The organism is Sporosarcina sp. P18a (genome assembly GCF_002743135.1).
GTDB lineage: Bacteria > Bacillota > Bacilli > Bacillales_A > Planococcaceae > Sporosarcina.
In genome coordinates this window covers 481265-501374 of sequence record NZ_PDYQ01000001.1, presented here as the reverse complement: position 1 = coordinate 501374, position 20110 = coordinate 481265, and the positions used below count along the sequence as shown (strand labels likewise).

General features: G+C 41.3%; 25 protein-coding genes. 7 read left to right on the top strand and 18 right to left on the bottom strand.

Annotated features, from left to right (window positions below; all coding sequences use genetic code 11):
- Positions 1-414: 414 nt before the first annotated feature.
- Positions 415-675: a hypothetical protein gene (locus CSV75_RS02560; RefSeq protein WP_099674621.1), complete on the bottom strand. Its 261-nt coding sequence runs from the start codon at positions 673-675 to the stop codon at positions 415-417.
- Positions 676-775: 100 nt separating this feature from the next.
- Between CSV75_RS02560 and CSV75_RS02555 the strand changes: the two genes are divergently transcribed.
- Positions 776-1792, top strand: coding sequence for a DUF1646 family protein (locus tag CSV75_RS02555; RefSeq protein WP_099674620.1), 1017 nt, complete (start codon positions 776-778; stop codon positions 1790-1792).
- Positions 1793-1822: 30 nt separating this feature from the next.
- Here the strand turns inward: CSV75_RS02555 and CSV75_RS02550 are convergent, their stop codons facing one another.
- From CSV75_RS02550 to CSV75_RS02525, 6 genes are all read right to left on the bottom strand, one after another.
- Positions 1823-2260 (bottom strand): hypothetical protein, encoded by a 438-nt coding sequence (locus CSV75_RS02550; protein WP_099674619.1) that lies wholly within the window; start codon positions 2258-2260, stop codon positions 1823-1825.
- Positions 2261-2444: 184 nt separating this feature from the next.
- Entirely contained in the window at positions 2445-2648 is a 204-nt protein-coding gene (locus CSV75_RS02545) for a hypothetical protein (protein ID WP_099674618.1), read from the bottom strand.
- A 22-nt stretch (positions 2649-2670) separates the two neighbouring features.
- Positions 2671-2889, bottom strand: coding sequence for a hypothetical protein (locus tag CSV75_RS02540; protein WP_099674617.1), 219 nt, complete (start codon positions 2887-2889; stop codon positions 2671-2673).
- 19 nt (positions 2890-2908) lie between these two features.
- Positions 2909-3379, bottom strand: a complete 471-nt coding sequence (locus CSV75_RS02535) for a GNAT family N-acetyltransferase (RefSeq protein WP_099674616.1) — start codon at positions 3377-3379, stop codon at positions 2909-2911.
- 386 nt (positions 3380-3765) lie between these two features.
- Entirely contained in the window at positions 3766-4776 is a 1011-nt protein-coding gene (locus CSV75_RS02530; RefSeq protein WP_099674615.1) for a proline dehydrogenase family protein, read from the bottom strand.
- Positions 4777-4863: 87 nt separating this feature from the next.
- On the bottom strand, positions 4864-5481 hold the full coding sequence (locus CSV75_RS02525) for a DUF3298 and DUF4163 domain-containing protein (protein WP_099674614.1): 618 nt from the start codon (positions 5479-5481) through the stop codon (positions 4864-4866).
- A 119-nt stretch (positions 5482-5600) separates the two neighbouring features.
- Between CSV75_RS02525 and CSV75_RS02520 the strand changes: the two genes are divergently transcribed.
- Positions 5601-5978 carry a nucleotide excision repair endonuclease gene (locus CSV75_RS02520; RefSeq protein WP_099629859.1) on the top strand — a complete coding sequence of 126 codons (378 nt, stop codon included), beginning with the start codon at positions 5601-5603 and terminating at the stop codon, positions 5976-5978.
- 34 nt (positions 5979-6012) lie between these two features.
- Here the strand turns inward: CSV75_RS02520 and CSV75_RS02515 are convergent, their stop codons facing one another.
- Positions 6013-6363 (bottom strand): YolD-like family protein, encoded by a 351-nt coding sequence (locus CSV75_RS02515; protein ID WP_158231573.1) that lies wholly within the window; start codon positions 6361-6363, stop codon positions 6013-6015.
- Positions 6364-6470: 107 nt separating this feature from the next.
- A complete protein-coding gene (locus CSV75_RS02510; protein WP_099636756.1) occupies positions 6471-8183 on the bottom strand; it encodes a methyl-accepting chemotaxis protein in 1713 nt (570 codons plus the stop codon).
- A 232-nt stretch (positions 8184-8415) separates the two neighbouring features.
- Between CSV75_RS02510 and CSV75_RS02505 the strand changes: the two genes are divergently transcribed.
- A complete protein-coding gene (locus tag CSV75_RS02505) occupies positions 8416-8841 on the top strand; it encodes a MarR family winged helix-turn-helix transcriptional regulator (protein WP_099629857.1) in 426 nt (141 codons plus the stop codon).
- A 136-nt stretch (positions 8842-8977) separates the two neighbouring features.
- On the opposite strand, the gene CSV75_RS02500 is transcribed toward CSV75_RS02505, so the two are convergent.
- Entirely contained in the window at positions 8978-9730 is a 753-nt protein-coding gene (locus CSV75_RS02500) for an SDR family NAD(P)-dependent oxidoreductase (RefSeq protein ID WP_099674612.1), read from the bottom strand.
- Between the two features lie 81 nt (positions 9731-9811).
- Positions 9812-10810 (bottom strand): EAL domain-containing protein, encoded by a 999-nt coding sequence (locus CSV75_RS02495; protein ID WP_099674611.1) that lies wholly within the window; start codon positions 10808-10810, stop codon positions 9812-9814.
- Positions 10811-11033: 223 nt separating this feature from the next.
- On the opposite strand from CSV75_RS02495, the gene CSV75_RS02490 reads away from it, so the two are divergent.
- Positions 11034-11447 (top strand): DUF948 domain-containing protein, encoded by a 414-nt coding sequence (locus CSV75_RS02490; RefSeq protein WP_233191610.1) that lies wholly within the window; start codon positions 11034-11036, stop codon positions 11445-11447.
- Positions 11448-11452: 5 nt separating this feature from the next.
- On the top strand, positions 11453-11890 hold the full coding sequence (locus tag CSV75_RS02485; protein ID WP_099674609.1) for a DUF948 domain-containing protein: 438 nt from the start codon (positions 11453-11455) through the stop codon (positions 11888-11890).
- Positions 11891-12029: 139 nt separating this feature from the next.
- Here CSV75_RS02485 and CSV75_RS02480 read toward each other — a convergent pair whose 3' ends face one another.
- From CSV75_RS02480 to yhfH, 5 genes are all read right to left on the bottom strand, one after another.
- A complete protein-coding gene (locus tag CSV75_RS02480) occupies positions 12030-12800 on the bottom strand; it encodes a CPBP family glutamic-type intramembrane protease (protein ID WP_099674608.1) in 771 nt (256 codons plus the stop codon).
- 218 nt (positions 12801-13018) lie between these two features.
- Entirely contained in the window at positions 13019-13513 is a 495-nt protein-coding gene (locus CSV75_RS02475; protein ID WP_099674607.1) for a DUF948 domain-containing protein, read from the bottom strand.
- A gap of 19 nt (positions 13514-13532) precedes the next feature.
- Positions 13533-13955, bottom strand: a complete 423-nt coding sequence (locus CSV75_RS02470) for a DUF948 domain-containing protein (protein ID WP_158231571.1) — start codon at positions 13953-13955, stop codon at positions 13533-13535.
- Positions 13956-14204: 249 nt separating this feature from the next.
- On the bottom strand, positions 14205-14621 hold the full coding sequence (arr, locus tag CSV75_RS02465; RefSeq protein WP_099674605.1) for an NAD(+)--rifampin ADP-ribosyltransferase: 417 nt from the start codon (positions 14619-14621) through the stop codon (positions 14205-14207).
- Positions 14622-14904: 283 nt separating this feature from the next.
- Positions 14905-15036 (bottom strand): protein YhfH, encoded by a 132-nt coding sequence (gene yhfH / locus CSV75_RS02460; protein WP_099627541.1) that lies wholly within the window; start codon positions 15034-15036, stop codon positions 14905-14907.
- A 699-nt stretch (positions 15037-15735) separates the two neighbouring features.
- Between yhfH and ilvA the strand changes: the two genes are divergently transcribed.
- Together ilvA and CSV75_RS02450 are read left to right on the top strand one after the other, a co-directional pair.
- Positions 15736-17004 (top strand): threonine ammonia-lyase IlvA, encoded by a 1269-nt coding sequence (ilvA, locus tag CSV75_RS02455; protein ID WP_099674604.1) that lies wholly within the window; start codon positions 15736-15738, stop codon positions 17002-17004.
- Between the two features lie 295 nt (positions 17005-17299).
- The gene (locus CSV75_RS02450; protein WP_158231570.1) at positions 17300-17842 is read left to right on the top strand and encodes a GDYXXLXY domain-containing protein; all 543 of its coding nucleotides are present in this window, start codon (positions 17300-17302) and stop codon (positions 17840-17842) included.
- Positions 17843-17889: 47 nt separating this feature from the next.
- Here the strand turns inward: CSV75_RS02450 and CSV75_RS02445 are convergent, their stop codons facing one another.
- On the bottom strand, positions 17890-19308 hold the full coding sequence (locus CSV75_RS02445) for an NAD-dependent succinate-semialdehyde dehydrogenase (protein ID WP_099674602.1): 1419 nt from the start codon (positions 19306-19308) through the stop codon (positions 17890-17892).
- Between the two features lie 14 nt (positions 19309-19322).
- Positions 19323-20090 (bottom strand): tRNA threonylcarbamoyladenosine dehydratase, encoded by a 768-nt coding sequence (locus tag CSV75_RS02440; RefSeq protein WP_099674601.1) that lies wholly within the window; start codon positions 20088-20090, stop codon positions 19323-19325.
- Positions 20091-20110: the final 20 nt, after the last annotated feature.

The following is a 20110-nucleotide window of genomic DNA, read 5'->3' as shown; positions in this document are numbered from 1 at the left end:
GTGTAGTTTTGAATTCAAAAAATCCCCACTTCCTGAATGAGATGGGGACCATGAAGTTTTCATACTTATATATTTTGGTAATCCCTCTTACTTAGTGTCATTTTTCCCCATTACGGTGGCCAGAACACTCAGGATTTTCACCTAATTCCTATTTACTCTTTGTTTGTGGGACAATGAACTATAATACTCTTTGTAACTGTTAACTAGCTTATAGTTTTTGCAGGGTGAAATCAATAGACGGTGTACTGAGAGTCAATGCGTCACTCGCTAGCCATTATGTATTTTGTATATGAAAGAATTTCATCACGTCCTTTATCATCTTTATGCCTAACTTAGTAGAATCCAATTAAAAGACCCTTTCATGTCAAATCACAACACACAAGGGTCTTTATACTGCCTATAAAAATGCGCCTATCACTTGTCATCTTCCTCATCACACGGCGGTTTCTTAACAATCGTCTTCCCACTCGAATACAACCCGCTCGCCGACAATCCCATAATAATTCCGCCCAGTATCCCAGACTTCCAATCATTTGGAAACAAGTAGAAGATCCCGCCACCGATGCCTAATAGTAGGGAAAAGATCGGAATCAATTTTTTCGGCAGACCATACATCTTTAAAATTTCCGTTAATCCGATAATAACTGGGATCAGTACAATATCTGAAACTTCCAATGCGTGTCCCTCCTCTTTATCTATTCTATTCAGACTCTATGCAAGATGAATCGGCTTTTTGCATACAGTGTAGAAGAAAGATTGATGAAAGGAGATACCTATGGTCACTGGTTTGCTCATTATTTTAGGTTTGGTGTTATTGCTGCCGTTTACGGTCCCTCGTATTGAACGTAATTTGGAGCTGTTTTTATTCGTTATGGGGTGTGCTGCGGCATTTGTTAGTGGGGTGTTGCAGTGGGAGTTGTGGAATAAGGCGTTACGCGATCCATTGCATATTACGCTCGCCGTTCTTGTAGCGGGAATAGTCTTTCGCTGGATACGACATCCATTTGAGAAAGCGGTTGTAGCAGGTAGCCGAATTATTCCATTCCAATTATTCTTGGCGTTGATTATTATGGGATTGGGATTGATTTCTAGTGTTATCACGGCCATTATTGCAGCGTTAGTCCTCGTGGCCATCGCGTCCGTCTTGCAAATGGACAGACGTTCAGAAATTCGTTTTGTGATCTTAGCGTGTTACGCAATCGGCATGGGCGCGGTGCTGACACCAATCGGCGAGCCACTTTCTACGATTGCGACGAATAAACTCGATGAAGATTTCTATTATTTAATGAACCTGCTTGGAACCGATATTATAGCCGGTGTCTTCGTCTTTGGACTGCTCGCATTCTTCCTGATTCGCCCACGCAACCGCTCGCGGTACCGTTCTTCCGGACAAGCGGCAGAGTCGTACATAAGTATTTTCGGACGCGGCGTAAAAGTGTATATATTTGTTTTGGCATTGACATTGCTCGGTGCAGGATTTGAGCCATTGATCACCCTTTACTTACTCGATCTTCAGCCATTAACGCTTTACTGGATCAATATGATTTCTGCTGTGCTCGATAACGCGACACTGGCTGCTGCGGAAATCAGTCCCGCGATGGACGCATCAACAATCCAAGCGCTACTACTCGGCTTGTTAATTAGTGGCGGGATGTTGATTCCCGGAAATATCCCGAATATCATTGCGGCAGGTAAACTCAATATTCGCAGTGGGGAATGGGCGCGTGTCGGCGTACCGCTTGGATTGCTTGCGATGGTTGTCTATTTCGTTATTTTACTTGGCAGACAATGAGAAAAAGACCGCGCAGGCGGTCTTTTCTTGTTAGTCGATGACTTTCACCCATACCCGATACTTTTTATCATCAGTCTGTACCAATTTAGTATTTGGGCTCGGTGCGTTATTCTTCTTTGTAAAACCTGCTTCAAACGAAGAAGTTTTGACACTTTCACCTAAGTTCTTCTCGGAAGGCATGCCGATGCCAATCGCATCCGTTACCGTCCACGTGTCATTTTTCTCTTTGTTCAACTTTGCAATAAATATTTCTTCTGTGCCGTCCAATATCCCTTTATAGACATTGATTACTTTATTATTATCGATTTCCAACGTACGATAAACTTTCACCACTTCCGCAAAACCTTCCTCTGCATGAAGCTGCTCTAGTGCCTCTCGTGGGGTGTTCGATGTAGTATTCTTATCTGCTGTCTGGCAACCTACCAATATGACTGCCAAAAACGTAATATAAAATAGTTTTCGAAGCATGAAATCCTCTCCTTATCTATTTTATTGAATAGCCTATTGTCGGCTATATTCAATCCTCATTTGATTCTCTTATGTTGTCGTCAAAAAATACGTTCTTTCTTTTCTTCAATGAGCATGAAACGGACATCTGATGTTGACCCGATACATCCGAGACATGCTGAATTTGATTTGAATATGGTTCTTCTTATTTCTGCTTATCTAGTCTTTCTGCGATCGATTGAAGGATTGCATTCTTGCGTTCTTGTAGTTTAAGGAATTTCAGCACGAACCATATATTGAACAGTAGGAATACTAGCGGAATGATGTATATGAATACATTTCCAGAAGATAGAAATGGATCATACATATTGTGGTGATGCGACGGATCATATATATTGCGGTGATGCATGTGTATCTCCTCCTTTCACAATTTATACTGACTGCTTCCTTTTCGGAAACAGATAAGACACTAGCAACAAAGCCATTCCTACTCCCATTGCTGTATACGTCCACAAATTAAACGTCGTTTCTAGAATCGTATACGCAACCCCAGTACTGTAGAGTGCCAGACGCACAATATTTGCTCCCAACACAATAAAAAGTCCCAAATATTGCAATACATCGCGAGTAATTTTCTTGTGTTTCGCCACTTGCACTACCTCCCATTGCTCAGGAAAGTGATTTCTCCATGGAAACTACGGCAATCGACGTGCCATCCGTTCTATGTAATACCGATTTCTCACACACGTGATAGCCGATCGATTGATAGAGTGAGATGTTTTTCGGCACATCCGCGCGTACTTTGCATGCTATTACTCTCTTTCCTTGTTGCGTCGCATACTCCTCTAAAAACCGCAGTATTTTTTTCGCAATACCTTGTCCTTGTCTTTCCGGCACGACAGAAAATCTAGAGAAATAGAGGCTTTCGCCTTCCAATCGAAAACGGACCATCGCGACGGGTTCTTCTTCCATGTAGCCAATCAACGCCTGTACACCGTTTTGCATTTCAGCCGTGATACTCTCGACAGTCTCTTTCAACGCACTCGTCGGTGGTGTGGCCTTCTCGTATTCCCGGAACGCCCGGATCATCACGTCACGGATGACAGGGATATCGGAAATGTTCGCTTCGATAATGTTCATAACCGTCCTCATTTCGTTTTTTACGTTGTGGAAAGACAGAAGTGCATGCTGCCACGTCTCCATTTCCAAACAGTTCGATGTTCTTATACTTCTTGTCTATTTGTGCTTTATGGAATTACTGTTTCTCAAAAAAAAACGATTTACCTTTGTCTTGATTCAAGTCACATCTAACGAGGAATACTGCACAGGGAACTGTAAGCCTTTTTTCAACAACGCTCCTCCTTTAACTTTATGAGGAATGAATATCTATCTATAACACTACTATTTCCCATGTTTTATGTAAAGTAACTACAAAAAAACACTGCAGGGAAACAGTGTTTTGGAATGCATTGAAGAAAGAGATAGGTAAAGAGTAGTTCGGGATCCACGTCACCCTATCCTGCAGTTTAGCGATACTTTACCCAACCATCATCTGGTTTCTCTTCACTTTTACGCTTGCTCAATCGCCCCAGCACAAACGCGCCGGCGACTAAGCCAATCATAGTATTCGTCTTCTTGTTAAACACTTGCTTCACCATCAAGTTCATATTCTGCGGACGCTCCGCCAATCTTCGCATGAAGTACCCGTACCAGTCCTCGCCAAACGGCACGTATGTACAGAAATTATAGCCCTCTTTCGCTAATTGTAGCTGTAAATCATGGCGAAAACCGTATAGCATTTGGAACTCGAATTGATCATATGAAATATCATGCTCTTTTACAAACTGCTTCACATGATGAATAATAGTATGATCATGCGTCGCAATCGACGTGAAGTTTCCATGTAATAAGTGTTCTTCAATAATTTTTATATAATTTTCGTCGATTTCTTGTTTATTGATAAACGCAACATTCGGTGACTCTTTATACGCACCTTTTACTAGACGCATGCGTGTGTCGTTGTATTTTTTCGTATCATCTAATGCGCGATGAAAATAGGCTTGGATAACGGTTCCGACGTTTTCAAAGCCTTTTGCTTTTAATTCGTCTACTAAACGGAACGTTGGTTCAAGTCGTGAGTGATTTTCCATGTCTAAATTAACAAATATACCTACTTGATTTGCATATTTAACGATTTCTTCTACCTGTTCTTTGCAAAATGCATAATCAATATCCAAACCGAGTTGTGATGGTTTGATCGAGATGTGCGCATCCACTCGATGTTCTTGGATTGCGTCCACTACGCTTAAGATTTGTTCTTTCGCTTCAACAGCCTCGCTCTTTTCGTACACAAATTCACCTAGATTATCAATCGTACATGAAATACCTGCTTGATTAAGCTCTTTGACACTGTCAATCATTTCTTCGATGTTAGTTCCCGCCACCACTTGTTGTGCTCCTAATTGGAAGCCGTATTTTTGGGCAGCTTGATTCAGTAGTTGATTTTCAGATAAACCGATAAAGAAATTTCTTAGCATAGTTTCCACCTCTTTTGTGTAGTTCTTATATCAAAATTATAACACTACTCTGTCATGTAAGCCCATACATTTGTTTATACAGATCTTTTAATTTCCTATAAACGGCAACATTCGGTCTGCTGGACTATTTGGTTTGATGATATCTTGTAAATCAAGCAAAGGTATCGGAAAATAAGGGAAGCCGGCTACGTAAGGTGAAATTTCGTATAGTTGGAAATAGACAACCAGACTCGTGTCTGCGATATAGAAATCCTGATCAGGCTTGATTTTAGTGAATGGCTCAAGCACTGGAGTTTTCCATTGCTGAATATGGCGTCTAATATATTCAGATATCCGCTGCACATAAGGACTGCCTGGCTTGAACATATCTTGCAACTTGTATTGCCTTCCCGTCTTCGTATCAAATGTCAGAGATTTAACGTAAGTCATTCCATGCGCTCCACCAGTAAACGAGTAGACGATCAAGTTGATACTGAAAAGATCACGTTGATTATTTTTAATTTCATACGTTGCGATCATCTCGACAAGACTTGGATCATAATAATTATTGTCTGTTAGCATGTTGTTCATTTCCTTGAATAGCACTTGATTTAGCTTCTGTTGAATTTTCGGATCATCCAGCTGCGTGATGACGGGATAATACACATCCACTTTCGGCTTGGTATTCGATATGTGATACGTTACTATAACGGCAGGGTTTTTCATCAGTTCATCCTTCCCGAGACATTTGTTTACTATATGCAAGGGATGTAAAGAAAGTTTCTCGCTTTTTTTTTGGCCGTATGATAGGATAAACACTGACTGATATAAGGATGTGAAGTAAAATGATCAATATTACATTACCTAAACCGGACGTAACAATCGTTCGCAGAAAACAAGAAATGGGACCGGATGAAACACCAATTAAGCCAATCTATGGTTTCATCGATTTTCATGATATTCCACGTGATAAAGGCGGCCTTTTGTTGTTCTTCAACCAAAGCGACGAGTTGTTATTCGTAGGAAAAGCACGAAAATTGCGTCCACGTCTGAAAAAACATTTTGAAGACCAGGTGTCTCCATTACGTAATCACCGTGAAGAAGTAGCGAAAATTTCTGCTATTATCATCGATGATCCAATGGAACGCGAAATCTACGAAACGTACGTAATCAACACAGAGCAAGCAAAGTACAACGTAGAAAAAGTATTTTTCAGAGATTAAGCTGTCTGCCTTCGCAGACGGCTTTTATTTTTGCCTATACACCACCCGCCTCTTTCGATAACTGGACGTCTATCACATTCTCTACATGAATTCTTTCCGTTCCGAATGGATCACGCAGCCTGATCGTCATCGTCCGCAAGTCGAGCGCTTCAATCTCTCCCTGATGAAAGCGAACTTCCCCATCATGCCAAGTTTTAATCGATGTCTCGACACGCCTGCGCCACGCCACTTCAAGTGTCTCCTGCATCGTTTGTAGCTCCCAATCGGTTAACTCAGGCCGTTCTATATACTCATCTTCCCGTTGCCAATCACGTAGTCTTTCAAGGTGTTCAGGCAGCATGAGCGACGTCCACTTCAATTTCCCTCTATCTCGGTTCCTTTCCATCAGATATTCCCCATTTCTCAAGCGTATGTACGTTCGTATTATACAGAACATACATTCTAAAATCAATGGTTAAAAAGACCATCGCTTTGCGAGCGATGGCCGAGTGTTTATTTAGGTAATTTGAATGAACCGACAAACACTTCTAGTTCACGCGCCATTTGATTGGTCTGCGTAGAACGTTCTGAAATTTCTTCTATGCTCGCTGTCGTTTGCTCAGCGGCTGCTGCAATATTATTCGTCATGTCTTCAATATTTTGTACAGCGTGTGTTAAATGTTCGATCAACTGCACTGCTTCTGTTGATTTCATAGCTTCCGACGTCATCAAGTTCGAGATATTCTTGATTTCCTTAACGGTTTCTCCAACCGCCACGGAAATATTACTCAATGATTGAGACGTAAGCTTCACTGTTTCTGTACCCTTCGTGATGTGTTTCGTATTTTCCGATGTGGAAGTAATGACTTGCTGGATACGATCAGAAATATCCTTCACCAGCTTCTCTACTTCAAGTACTTCCTGATTCGATTGCTCAGCCAGGTTCCGTACTTCTTCCGCCACTACCGCAAAGCCTTTACCATGTTCACCTGCACGTGCCGCTTCAATTGATGCATTCAGCGCAAGTAAATTCGTTTGAGCTGCGATACCCGCGATGGACCCCGTGATATTTTGGATCTTCGTCGTAGATTCAACCAAGTTTTGGATTGTATCTCCAACTTCTTGCGATCCATTTCGAATTAATTCCATATCGTGGCTAATTTCTTCTGCGCGTTTTGCGCCTTCTAGTGCAATTTTCATCGTTTCATTGGAGTTAACGAGCATCGAATCGGCACTTTGTTTCGTGTTGCTCAAACCACTTGCCAATCCCGCAAGAATACCTGTTGCATGCTGGGCATTTGACGTACCATCCGTGACGGCCGTGACGACTTCTTCGATATTATTCGCAACCATCGTAATCGCTTCACGCATTTCAGAAAGTGATGCAGAAGTTTCTCCCGCGTTTTCAGATAAATGCTGCGATGTCGTATTCATCGTCGCGATCATGTCTTGTAGATTCGCCGTCATACGATTCAGTGTACGAGCCAAGTCTCCCACTTCGTCTTGTGACTTCACTTCTGTCGGTTGAACCGCCAAGTCGCCATCCGCAATTTTCTTCGCCTGCTCAATTAAGCTTGTAATCGGCTTCGTCTTCCGGCGAATGAGGAATCCTGTTCCGATTGAAGCAAGTATCATAGGAATAATGCTGATCAAAATTCCGTCGCGAACGACATCCCATGTACGGTGTTTGACAATGTCGGCATCGAAATCAATTACGCTGAATGCGATGATTTCCTTACTGGCATCCTGATCTTTATATAGTGGCGCATAACCTGAAAGCCGCTCCATGTCGCCATACTCGTAAGGTTGAGAATATGTCGAATGTCGATGTTCGAGTAGATCTGCAATCGCTTCTTCATCTAAATGGAACTGATCTCCCGGCTTAAACCCTTTAGCTCTCAAATTATCATCTAGAGCAACGAGCTTTCCATCCAAATCCAAAATATATTGTGTTTCAAATATATTCTTATGTTCGGTTGTCCAGTTCAACGTCTTTCCCAGCTCTTCTTGTGTATCGACATCGCCAGCCAATGCCTTTTCCAAATCACCAGGTCGAATCAATCCAGTAGTAATATTGGCACAGCCGTATGCCTCAATTCCTGCAGCGTCATACAATTTATCATAAGCCGTCTTATATGTAGCTAGTGATGTAATGGCTAACATCACTACCAAGATCCCAGCTATAATCGTACCTAGCTGAAATGTTAACGAATCTTTAACTTTCATCAAACCTTATGCCCACCCTTCCTATTTGTTTCATCTAGTTCATTCGTTGTCTTTATCATACGCTATCAGTCTATAATTAAAAAGGAGAAAATGAAAAAATTCTTGATTTTAACATATTGTGTGGGATGTAAGTATGTTAATCGTGTCACAACTGTTTTATTTCATATATACTATAGGTATGATAATAATATATAAGCATAAAGTTTTTTGAAGGAAAGGGAGGTGTTCTTTTTTGAATGAAGACCAGACAATTTTCAATTTGGTACATTTGATGGATCAAGTGACAAATAAAATGTTGATCCGTTTCCAGCAAGAATCCAAGCTGTCTCTAGGAATCTCCCATATTCTAGTGTTGCTAGAGTTACATAAAAAAGGTGAGCAACGTCCCTCTGATTTAGCTGAGACACTAGGCTTCACACCCGCCTCATTAACACATTTGTCATCAAAACTCATTAAAAGCGAGTATATTACGTTACGTAATGATGAACAAGACCGTCGAACAAAGTATTGGAATATAACACCCGAAGGCTTAGAAATTTTGACCGAAGCGCAGAAATTCGGAATACAGGTGCGTTCGGAGTTCTTCAGTCATTTATCGGCTGCTGAACGAAATAGTTTAGTCCAAATTTACACTAAGTTAAATAACACATTCGTTTGAAAAAAGCTGTTCCGTTAATGGAGCAGCTTTTTTGAGAGGATTGGGGGGATAATGGGTAAAAGTCGTTGCGGGTGCGCTCATACTCCCACATACAAAAAAAGGCTACCCCAAAAATCAGGACAGCCTGGAAAGTATCTTATCGTAATTTGATAGAACCGCCGTCTACCATCATCGTTTGACCTGTGATGTAAGAAGCGTCTTCGCTTGCTAGGAATACTGCGGTGCGACCGATGTCTTGTTCTGGATCACCAAGGCGCCCAAGTGGATTTTTCGCAAGAATCGCTTTATAAGATTCGGGATTCTCTTGTCCCCATTGCTCAATTCCTTGTGTTTTGGCAATGGGTGAAATCAGATTACACGTGATGCCGTATTGTCCCCATTCATTCGCCGCCACTCTAGTGATCCCGCGAATGGCTTCTTTCGCTGCAGCGTATGAACCTTGGTTCACATCGCCATTTAATCCTGCGCCAGAAGCGAAGTTGATAACGGTTCCTTTTGACTCTTTCAAGTGTGGAAGAGCGGCTTGCATCAAATAAAACGTCGGATAGAATCCTGTATTAAATGAAAGATCTAAGTCTGCTTGCGTCATCTCTTCGATGGATTTCATACGTGAAGCATGTGCGTTGTTTACTAAAATATCCAGTTTACCGAGTGTTGTTACGACTTGCTCAACAAGTGACGGTAATTCTTTTTGTACCGATAAGTCCGCTTGAAGAAAGATCGATTGCGGAGAGATTTTCTGCAGTTGTTCAATAGCCAGTTCGCCTGCATCTTTGTTCAAGTCGACGATGGCGACGGTCGCTCCTTCTTTCACAAAGGCTGTAGCGATTCCTAATCCGATGCCGCCAGCACCGCCTGTGATCATTGCGATTTTTTTATTTAATTTCATATATACCATCTCCTTTTCCTATTTAGTTTAACATTAAACTAAATTCCGTGTAAACGAATTGTCCTCGACAACTCGCCTACACTAGATGGTAATTTCAACTTGCGGAACGGCTGATGGTTTACCAAATAAATAGCCTTGGAATAATTGATACCCTTTCGCTTTCAACCATTCAAAATCTTCTACCGTTTCAATCCCCTCTGCTAACGGAATCGAATTCACTGCCAGCGCTTTTTCTAGAAACTCCGCTGCTATAAGTTGCTTATCGGAATCAGTCGCGACACCTTGTACATACTTAATATCAAGCTTCATATAGTTCGGACGAAGGAAAGAGAGCACTTCAACCGTGTTATAGCCTTCTCCCACATCGTCGAGCGCATATTCGAATCCTCTTGAGTGATAGTACTCCAAAATGGTTTTTAAATGGTCCATGTCTTCCACTTTTTCCGACTCCACTACTTCAAAAATCAAACGATGTGGGTCAATTCCCAAATCGTTGGCTACATTAATCGTCGATCGCAAGCAAAACTCCGGCGAATAGATAGATGTTGGAATGAAATTAATAAATGCTTTTTGCGTAATATGTTTTGCATAGCGGACTGCCGTCAGACGACATACTCTGTCAAGAGCATATAATCTACCGCGTTCTTTTGCCGCGGTGAAAATTTCATTCGGATAAATCACTCTACCGTCTTTATGATAGAAACGCGCGAGTAATTCATACGCATAAATTTCGAGGTCAGGTGTAACAATAGGCTGATAATGGCTCGTTAATTGTTGATTTGAAATGACTTGATCAATCCACTGCATTTCGACTACTTGCATGACTTCAGAGAGCGGCCGCCAGTCGGTTTGGTTGAGACGAAAACGAATAGAATCCATTTCTACTGCATGATCGACACAAAAGTCGTATAATTCTTTTATCCCTTGTTCTTTTACATGAAATGTTTGATCTTCCTGGTTCACCAGCATAAGGACTCGCTTCAAATGATTTTCTATTGAATCGAATAATGCTGTTTGCTTACACTTATCAAATGACACTTCATACACAATGTCCTGGATAACGCAACCTTTACAAGGCATTCATTTCACCCCTTTAATGTTTGTTTTGAAGATTATATCATATTTCAGGTGTTGTACTCCCATGTAGGTATAGAAATATAGTTTTTCTAGTTAATTAGCATACCAGTGTTTAGATTACTTTCATTTGTGGAATGACAAGGATATAGAACGTTTACCCGTTTCGACGGAAGTTAGGCGTTCAAGTTAGAAACGCACTTATTATGTGGAGGTGACTAGATTGAAGGTGCTCTTGTATATTAGTGCCATAGTCGCCGTTGCGGCTTTAGTAGTTATCGCAATTGCTATTATTAAAACAGCCAAAGCGGTCAAAGAAGCAATGACAGATGTAAAAGAAACGATGAAACGTGTGGAACTGAAAGTCGGCGGTATCACAGATAAAGCCGATCAGCTCATGACTCAGACGAATCAAATTGCGGATGATGCGAACGCAAAACTGCAATCAGTTGAAGGATTGGCAGCTTCAGCGAAAGAACTTCGCGAGTCTACCCAGTATGTGCAGAACTCTATCGCTAAAATGGCGGATCAAGTATCAGCGCCCCCTGGCAAGTATGCCAAGTTGATGGAGCAAACGACTGCATTGTCTGAGGTAGCGTCAAAAATGTACTATAAGATGAAACAGAATAACAGAGAGGGGTGAATTTGATGGATTGGGTACTAGGTATAGGCGTATTGCTTATCGGCATCGCGCTAATTATTGTCTCTATCGTGTTAATTAAACCACTTGGGAAACTGACCGAAGTATTGGAAAGTGTCAAGAAGACGACCGATACCCTACCGTCAACGGTAGAGGAAGTGACGGGTCAGACCCAGCAAATTCTTCATACGACGAATGATACAATCAGCAATGTAAACAAGCAAATTTATGAAGTGACACCGGTCTTTCAGATTGTCGGAGATGTCGGCGAGGCTTCACGTGAAGTGACGAATGCCGCACTCGATACAACGATTCGGTTTAAGGATCGTGTAGGGAATGCGAGTGAGTTCGTTCGCGAGAAAGAGTATAAAGGGTTGTATGGAGTAGCTACGTTGGTGTTTTATTTGATGCAGCAGCGTAAAGAGCTTAAAAAGATGCGCCCGTAAGTGGAAGACTTGTTCCGTCCACTCATATAAAACATAAAACAGACCACTATTTCGTATATGAATTAGTGGTCTTTTATATGCCTATACATCTATTGTTCCTTCCGCAAACTAGCCCGTTTAGTAATGAGCACAAAATGGCTTAATTGAGTATGGATACAAATAGAACGTGAAGAAAGATATCTGCTGATAAATGTGCAATTATGGCATATTCCAAGCCCTTCCTCCAGTACAAGTAACCAAACCACAAACCTAAGAGCCCATTTAACACCAATGCGCGTATGACAAGAATGCTCGATAGATCGCCGAACACTTCTAGTGTCGCTGGCAAATGCCCTAATCCGAATACTATGGCCGCAGGAAATATTGCCACATAGTAAAAACTATTGGGGATGTGATCTTTTTCTTTTTTTGTTATCCAGGCCAATAACCATACAATGAACGTCATGCCAAACAATCGAAGCATGATTTCTTCTGTAACTCCCCCGTATAGTGAAGCAAGTAAACCTTGCCACCAATTTGGGGAAGGAAGTTGAACCATTGGCGATCCCATCAAAGGGTTAAATACCAATACATCAAGAAGAATGATACTAATGCTTCCAATTAATGCCCCAACAATACTATAGATTAACCATTTTTTTGAGATACGTACTCGTGTCTTAGGATAAACCATTCCATTTAATATGGGAGCGTTCAACCCTGTACGATTTTGAAGCCTTAACCCAATCACTATCATGACAAACATATATACGGCTTGGAAAGTTGAATTTATACCAACTATTAGTGAAGTGGGCATATCCCCCGGTATGGATTGATTACCCATTATAGTTAGCCCATATGGAATGATAGCGAATATTCCTATTGTATTTACTATCACAAGTAACAGGACTAACTTCATTCTCCATTTTCCCATGTCTACACTCCTTTCAATCACCCATTTGATGTCATCCGATGGCAATTACATCAATAATAACTAATATACTAGGAATCTTCCAACTGGGTCCCCAAACCATAATTCGTAAAAAATTCCCCATACTATCGTAGCGAGTTCCATGCGCAATCCACTCCCCCGAACTAAAAAAGACTGAAGATCAATCCCAATCGGGCTTGACCTTCAGTCTTTGTCAGTACTTAGTAGGACGCATTTTCCGGTGCTGGTAACTTTTTTCGTGGGTCCGCCTGCTCTGCACGATCCTTCGCCGCACTCACAGATTGTTTACGCTTCTTAAAGATATAATAACCTAACATAGCGGAACCGTAGAGGCCACCTAGTTTCTTGTTTTGCTCTGATGTGTCCGTGTGATCTCCCTTTTGTTGAACAGACGAAGACACGTCCACTAATGAAGACGTTAGTTGGTGTGTAGATTCTCCAAGGTCACCGATTACTTGGAACAATGGAGTCAGATTCTCAATTTTTGTATTGATGTCTGCTAGTGAATCATTACTGTTTTTAATTAGGTTTCCTGTTTCATCCAAGATACCGTCAAGTTGTTTCGGAAGCGCTCCTACTGTCTTGTCGACGTCCTGTAGAATATTTCCAACTTGTTGTAATACCTTAGCGAAATAGATAGCTAAAATGACGAAGGCGATACCGATAAGTATGACGCCAATTCCAACGAGATCCATTCTCAACCCTCATTTCCTTTTACGTATTTTTTATACTCTCCTTGCCGCGTTGCCATGATTCGTAAACTTGGGCACCAAACTCTCCATATTGGATGGCTTGGACAAACTTTTCTGTTCCCGGAAGAGAACCATCCTCTTCAAACTGTCTTGTCCGCTTGTTTACTTCTTCACTCAAGTACTGGCTTGATCGTCCGATATTTTCGATAGTAGAAAATAAAGGCGTCGTTGCAGCAAGTTTCACTTGAACATCTGTCGCCAGTTGTTCAGTCTCATTTAAGGTTCCATATAACTGCTCAATGCTTTTATCGAGCTCTGCCTCTACCCCTTTTACTGTTCCCATAACTGTTAGCAATAAGTTCGAAGACTTCGTCAGCAACAATGAAAGGTAGATGGCGACAATCAATACGGAGATTGCGATCAATAATAAACCAATATACGCCATACACACATCCTCCTCTCCAACATACTTAATACATCTTATCATTCTATACCACTCTCAGTTTTTCTAAAACATTAATCATCCGAAGTTCTATAACACGGACCAACTTTTTCACTTATTCTGCGCAATAAGTTTCATTAACAGACCCTTTCTGGGGATATAAAAAAAAGCCCGAGTTCTCGATTACATACTAAGAACGCAGACTTTTTACATATGCTTCATTTGAGGATATGCCTCAAGCGGGATTAAGCATTAATCATCAATTACATTTTTCCCTTGTTCTGTTAACTCTTTTAAAGAAGAAAGCATATGATTTATCTCTTCGTCGGAATGTCTTTCCCATGACCTTAATTCGGCTACTATTTTCAAAGGCAATTTAGATCTATAAGAACGTGTTGGATTTCCAGGAAATCGTTTGTCAGTTAAGTTTGGATCGTTTTCAAAATCAGCTAATGGTTCTACTACATAAATTCTTTCTTTTGATTTAGATCTTGCTAATTCAGCGCCCCATTTAGCCGCTTCTAATGTTGCAGTAAAATATATGTAATTGGACTTTTTATCTTGATAATTTGAAAGAAATTGTGGTTCTAATAAATCTCCAACTTTTAGTTCTGCTTTAGTTCCATGAAAGAAAGGACCACTATCTAAGACATCTCTTTGATCATTCATCCTGATACCCCCTATATATGTTAATTACATTCAAGTGATTTATTCACTCCTCCCGCTATATCTACTCATTCTAACAGACCGGATAAGAGCGTGAAATGACAATATGTATCGTTAGGTTACTGTTGGGATGTTTTTCAGTTAAAACTCACATATAATCCGTATTGATACAGACTCCTTAAATTTTCTGCTAGGAAATCACTAGCCTTATGCGAATTGCTTCCTTTACATGATCCCCAGAACAAAAAATTCTATGCCCCCATATGAGGGAACATAGAATTTTTTATTATTCTTCATGTCGTCCGACACAACGCTCACATTCGTACATTACAGACTCTTGCTTTTCCTTGAACTGGTTCCCACATTCCGTACAAACTTTCTCCACCATTTGTCTTTTCTGCTCTGTGTTCTTTTTCATCATTCATTCCCCCATTCAGTTTTTTTGTAATTCACTGTACTGATACAGCAACTTTTCTTAATACTAATATATAACAGTATCGTCAGACTTGTCACTCTTTTCAGACGAGATGTGTTATTTTGCGATAGAATCCAAAAGAGCACGATGAACGAAGGAATTGCAAAAGGTGAAAATAAAAATGGCATGTCAATATTGCGACATACCATTTTTTGCTTCTTTACATCATCACTCCATACACTATTACAGCCGCGATGATGACAAGAGTTATAACAAACACCGTCCATTGCATATTGTCTGGCTTTTCTGGTCTGCTATCCCATTTCTGCATGAATAAACGCTTCCTTTCTGGCTTGTTAGTTCCTTATTCATTAGTTTTCCCTCCTGTTTGCAAATTAAACACTACATATTTGTGTACGGTCTGAAGAGAATTCTGAATAAACAATGCAAAAAACTATTCTTTTAAAGCTATTGCAGGATATGGAAATATTTCCTTTCTATATAAATAAAACAAAAATTGATCTATCCAACTTATTGAAAGTCCTTGCAAATCAAGTAATCGCTTACATTTCCAGATTGTTCAAAATAAAGACACTATTCTCAAAGTAAATGCACAATTTAGAACTTTCATATGTTCATTCAGTTTTTTTCATGTTATTATGAGTAAACGTTGACTCAATAACGGAGGTTAGAAGATAAGTTATGAAGGTGAAAAAAATGGAAACTCCAATTATTCAAGTAGAAGATATCTTAATCGCCAATCAGCTGCTGAAAGACGTCGTAGCTCATACGCCTTTACAGAAAAATGATCGTCTATCAGAAAAGTATGACTGCCATGTGTATATTAAGCGGGAAGATTTGCAACATGTCCGTTCCTTTAAATTGCGCGGTGCTTATTATAAGATGAAACGCATCGAAACAGAAGCACGTAAAAAAGGAATTGTCTGTGCGAGTGCAGGAAACCATGCACAAGGCGTAGCGTTCGCATGTGCAAAACTCGACATTGACGGCAAGATCTTCATGCCGCAAACTACTCCTAGACAAAAGATCAACATGGTGAAAATGTTCGGACGCGATCGCATTGAAATTATTTTAGTCGGAGATACCTTCGATGATTGTTTCGAAAGTGCGGTCGAATTGATGGAAAAAGAAAAGCGTATTTTCATTCATCCGTTCAATGACAAGGATATCATCGCGGGCCAAGGATCAGTAGCTGTTGAGATCATGAATGATATCGAAGAGCCAATTGATTACGTATTTGCAAGTATCGGTGGCGGTGGACTGATGTCTGGAATTAGCACGTACATCAAAAACTTGTCTCCGCATACGAAGATGATCGGTGCAGAGCCAGCAGGTGCAGCAAGCATGAAGGCTTCTATCGACGCGCAAAAGATTGTACCGTTGGCAACGATTGATAAATTCGTCGATGGTGCAGCTGTCAAATGCGTAGGCAATCTAAATTACGACATTTGCAATAACTACCTTGAAAATATCGTCAGTGTCCCTGAAGGTAAAGTATGTACGGCAATTCTTGATCTATACAATGAACATGCGATCATCGCAGAGCCAGCAGGTGCCCTTCCCATTGCAGCACTCGATTTCTATAAAAATGAAATCAAAGGCAAGTGCGTCGTCTGTGTGATCAGCGGTGGAAACAACGATATCGGTAGAATGCAGGAAATTAAAGAGAAATCGATGATTTACGAAGGTTTGCTGTACTATTTCCTCGTCGATTTCCCACAACGCGCAGGTGCACTACGCCAGTTTCTTGATGGTGTACTTGGACCAGATGATGATATTACCATGTTCGAGTATACGAAGAAGAATAATAAAGAGAGCGGTCCAGGGCTTGTCGGAATTGAAATTAAACACAAAGAAGACTACAACGGCTTGATTGCCCGCATGGAAAAGAACGGTTTTCCTTACAAAGAAGTGAACAAAGATAGTACGTTATTTGGATTGTTGATTTAATAAAAATACTGCCGCAAAAGTCCATACGACTTGTTGTGGCAGTTTTATGTTAGAAAATAGTGAATAAGATAGGCGTGTTGCACTTTGGACTCCGCGCCTTACTAAACACCCCATCAAAACCGCACATCACTCCCCCTTAACCATTCCACTCCCATGTATACATAACGATTGTGAAAGGTTTCTGAAATAAAAAAACTGGGTAATTAACTACTAAAACACACATAAACTGCACATGCTATCTGTACATAAGAAGAACACTTTTTATGAAAACTGCAGAATAGGCGGTGACTCCGAAATGGGACCCAAACATAGTAAATTCAGTATATCCATACTCTTCATAGTTCCCCTGCTCATATTAGCTAGTCTTACGATTCCTTACTTCACAACGATTCAAGACGGCACGGATATCTACCTTCAATCAGAAACCATTACCGAGCAAGATGCTAATGAAAATTATGTCATGCTTCGCTACGACATCGAAAAAGTACCAAAGGAGCGCATGACTCCTAGTTTAGTGACCACATTAAAAAAACCAGATGAACTCGGTCAGACACGAGTATTTGGCGTATTGGAACAAAAAGACGGTGTCGCTGAATTGGTTTCATTAAGCGATAAAAAACCTGCTAAAGGTGTCTATTTAATGGGCTGGCTGGCGCAGACGACCGATCGAGAGTATCGCCAGAACGATCATTATATTGTGAATTTCGGTCTAGACCGCGTCTATATCCCCGATTTCGGCCATCGCGTTGCAGCGGAGAATGTACAAAATCGCACGATGACAGCACATTTTAAAGTACTTGACGGCAATAGCATTTTACGCGAATTCCAAACCAATTAAAAGAAGCAAAAAGGAAGAGTACCGTTCTCCCTTTTTGCTTCCTTTTATTATAAACCTAGTGAGATATATTTAACTTCTAGATATTCATCCATACCTTGATGTCCACCTTCACGTCCAAGACCACTTTGTTTAAAACCGCCAAACGGTGCTTGTGGCGCAGATGGCAAGCCGTCATTCAGACCCACGATCCCATATTCTAACGCTTCACACATCTGAATTCCCTGTGTGATATTCTCCGTGAAGACGTATGCTGCAAGTCCAAAAACTGTATCATTCGCACGCTCGATGACTTCCTCTTGTGTCTCAAACGTTGCAATCGGCAAGACTGGACCAAATGTTTCTTCTTCCATGCAAAGCATATCGTCAGTTACATCTTTCAAAACAGTAGGTTGGTAAAATAGACCTTTAATATGTTCACCACCGGTAACGACTGTTGCCCCTTTGGATTTCGCGTCTTTCACATGTTCGTCCACTTTATCGATCGCATCCTGGTCAATTAACGGACCTATTACGACACCTTCTTCTTTACCGTCGCCGACTTTCAATTTCTCCGTTTCTTCTGCAATGCGCTTTGTGAATTCTTCAGCAATCGATGAATGAACATAAATACGGTTCGCGCAGACACACGTTTGTCCCGCATTGCGGAATTTCGCCGCCATGACACCGTCTACTGCTTTATCAAGATCTGCATCCGCCATAATCATTGCGGGTGCTTGTCCACCGAGTTCCAATGAAATCTTCTTCATCGTATCAGCTGCACCTTTCATCAACGTTTTACCGATTTCAGTAGATCCTGTAAACGTCAGCTTGCGCACACGACCGTCTTCTTGCCATGCTTCTGCTATTTCACTCGCACTGCCCGTTACGATGTTCAGCACACCGTCTGGAATACCTGCTTCTTGTGCTAGCTCTATTAAACGAATCGCAGTTAGCGGGGTTTGAGAAGCCGGTTTCATTACGACTGTACAGCCAGCTGCAAGTGCAGGACCCACTTTACGCGCAATCATGGCGGCTGGAAAGTTCCATGGCGTGATCGATGCAATGACGCCGACTGGTTGCTTTTGCACGAATAAACGCTTATTGGATTGCGTAGCGGGAATCGTCTCACCGTAAATCCGCTTACCTTCTTCTGCAAACCAGCTGATGTATCCGTTTGAATAACGCATTTCGCCAAGCGCTTCCGCTAACGGCTTTCCTTGCTCAGTCGTCATAATTTCGGCTACACTTTGTTCATGTTTCTCAATCAACGCATGCCATTTCATTAAATACGCACTGCGCTCATACGCAGACAACGCTGCCCAGTCTGAAAAAGCCGCAGAAGCCGCATCTACAGCTTGTATCGCTTCCGCTTTTCCGCCTTTAGGTACTGCACCGATTGTCTCACCAGTTGAAGGATTCACTACTTCGATTTGCGGTAGATCCGCACCAAGTCGCTTCCCGTTAATGATCATTTCGGTCGTTTCCATGGTTAACCTCTCCTTTATTTAGAGTCATTGACACGTTCTACAGGAATATCTGCCACTATATCATTTAATACCCAACTAGCGAGAATTAAACCCGCCACTGATGGACAAAATGCGTTAGAAGCTGGAGGCATTTGTGCTTTTCGAATCGATGCATCGGCATTTCCAACCGTTTCAAGGACATCTTCGCGCACAACAATCGGGCTTTCATCAGAAAATACAACAGGCACACCTTTAGGAATACCTAGCTTGCGCAAACGAAGACGTATCACTTTCGCTAATGGATCCGTATGGGTTTTCGAAATATCGGCAATTCGGAAACGCGTTGGATCGGTTTTATTAGCAGCACCCATGCTCGAAATCACTTTAATTCCGCGCTCGACACATTGCTGGATCAAATGAATTTTATAGCTGATCGTATCCGATGCGTCGATTACATAATCCGGCTCGTACGAGAAGAATTCTTCAGACGTTTCTTCTGTGTAGAACATATGTAGATCGATGACTTCACACTCTGCGTTGATATCCGCAATCCGTTCTTTCATAACAGCGGATTTCGAACGCCCTACCGTCGATAAATAAGCGACCAGTTGGCGGTTGATATTGGTGACATCAATAGTGTCTTTATCGACCAAGATAATACGTCCAACTCCAGTCCGCGCGCACGCTTCAGCTGCGAATGAACCAACTCCGCCGACACCTAAAATTGCAACAGTCTTTCCTTTCATTCTCTCTACGCCTTCTTTACCTATCGATAATTCATTTCTTGAAAATTGATGTAACATCTCGATCGCATCCTTTATCA

Coding starts and splice junctions, on each gene's coding strand:
- CSV75_RS02500 (WP_099674612.1), bottom strand. CDS start 9,730: ATGAAATTAAATAAAAAAATCGCAATGATCACAGGCGGTGCTGGCGGC.
- CSV75_RS02450 (WP_158231570.1), top strand. CDS start 17,300: ATGGGACCCAAACATAGTAAATTCAGTATATCCATACTCTTCATAGTT.
- CSV75_RS02485 (WP_099674609.1), top strand. CDS start 11,453: ATGGATTGGGTACTAGGTATAGGCGTATTGCTTATCGGCATCGCGCTA.
- CSV75_RS02545 (WP_099674618.1), bottom strand. CDS start 2,648: ATGCATCACCGCAATATATATGATCCGTCGCATCACCACAATATGTAT.
- CSV75_RS02550 (WP_099674619.1), bottom strand. CDS start 2,260: ATGCTTCGAAAACTATTTTATATTACGTTTTTGGCAGTCATATTGGTA.
- CSV75_RS02480 (WP_099674608.1), bottom strand. CDS start 12,800: ATGGGAAAATGGAGAATGAAGTTAGTCCTGTTACTTGTGATAGTAAAT.
- CSV75_RS02525 (WP_099674614.1), bottom strand. CDS start 5,481: ATGAAAAACCCTGCCGTTATAGTAACGTATCACATATCGAATACCAAG.
- CSV75_RS02535 (WP_099674616.1), bottom strand. CDS start 3,379: ATGAACATTATCGAAGCGAACATTTCCGATATCCCTGTCATCCGTGAC.
- CSV75_RS02475 (WP_099674607.1), bottom strand. CDS start 13,513: ATGGATCTCGTTGGAATTGGCGTCATACTTATCGGTATCGCCTTCGTC.
- CSV75_RS02520 (WP_099629859.1), top strand. CDS start 5,601: ATGATCAATATTACATTACCTAAACCGGACGTAACAATCGTTCGCAGA.
- CSV75_RS02495 (WP_099674611.1), bottom strand. CDS start 10,810: ATGCCTTGTAAAGGTTGCGTTATCCAGGACATTGTGTATGAAGTGTCA.
- yhfH (WP_099627541.1), bottom strand. CDS start 15,036: ATGAAAAAGAACACAGAGCAGAAAAGACAAATGGTGGAGAAAGTTTGT.
- arr (WP_099674605.1), bottom strand. CDS start 14,621: ATGAATGATCAAAGAGATGTCTTAGATAGTGGTCCTTTCTTTCATGGA.
- CSV75_RS02440 (WP_099674601.1), bottom strand. CDS start 20,090: ATGTTACATCAATTTTCAAGAAATGAATTATCGATAGGTAAAGAAGGC.
- ilvA (WP_099674604.1), top strand. CDS start 15,736: ATGAAGGTGAAAAAAATGGAAACTCCAATTATTCAAGTAGAAGATATC.
- CSV75_RS02510 (WP_099636756.1), bottom strand. CDS start 8,183: ATGAAAGTTAAAGATTCGTTAACATTTCAGCTAGGTACGATTATAGCT.
- CSV75_RS02445 (WP_099674602.1), bottom strand. CDS start 19,308: ATGGAAACGACCGAAATGATCATTAACGGGAAGCGACTTGGTGCGGAT.
- CSV75_RS02530 (WP_099674615.1), bottom strand. CDS start 4,776: ATGCTAAGAAATTTCTTTATCGGTTTATCTGAAAATCAACTACTGAAT.
- CSV75_RS02515 (WP_158231573.1), bottom strand. CDS start 6,363: ATGGAAAGGAACCGAGATAGAGGGAAATTGAAGTGGACGTCGCTCATG.
- CSV75_RS02470 (WP_158231571.1), bottom strand. CDS start 13,955: ATGGCGTATATTGGTTTATTATTGATCGCAATCTCCGTATTGATTGTC.
- CSV75_RS02555 (WP_099674620.1), top strand. CDS start 776: ATGGTCACTGGTTTGCTCATTATTTTAGGTTTGGTGTTATTGCTGCCG.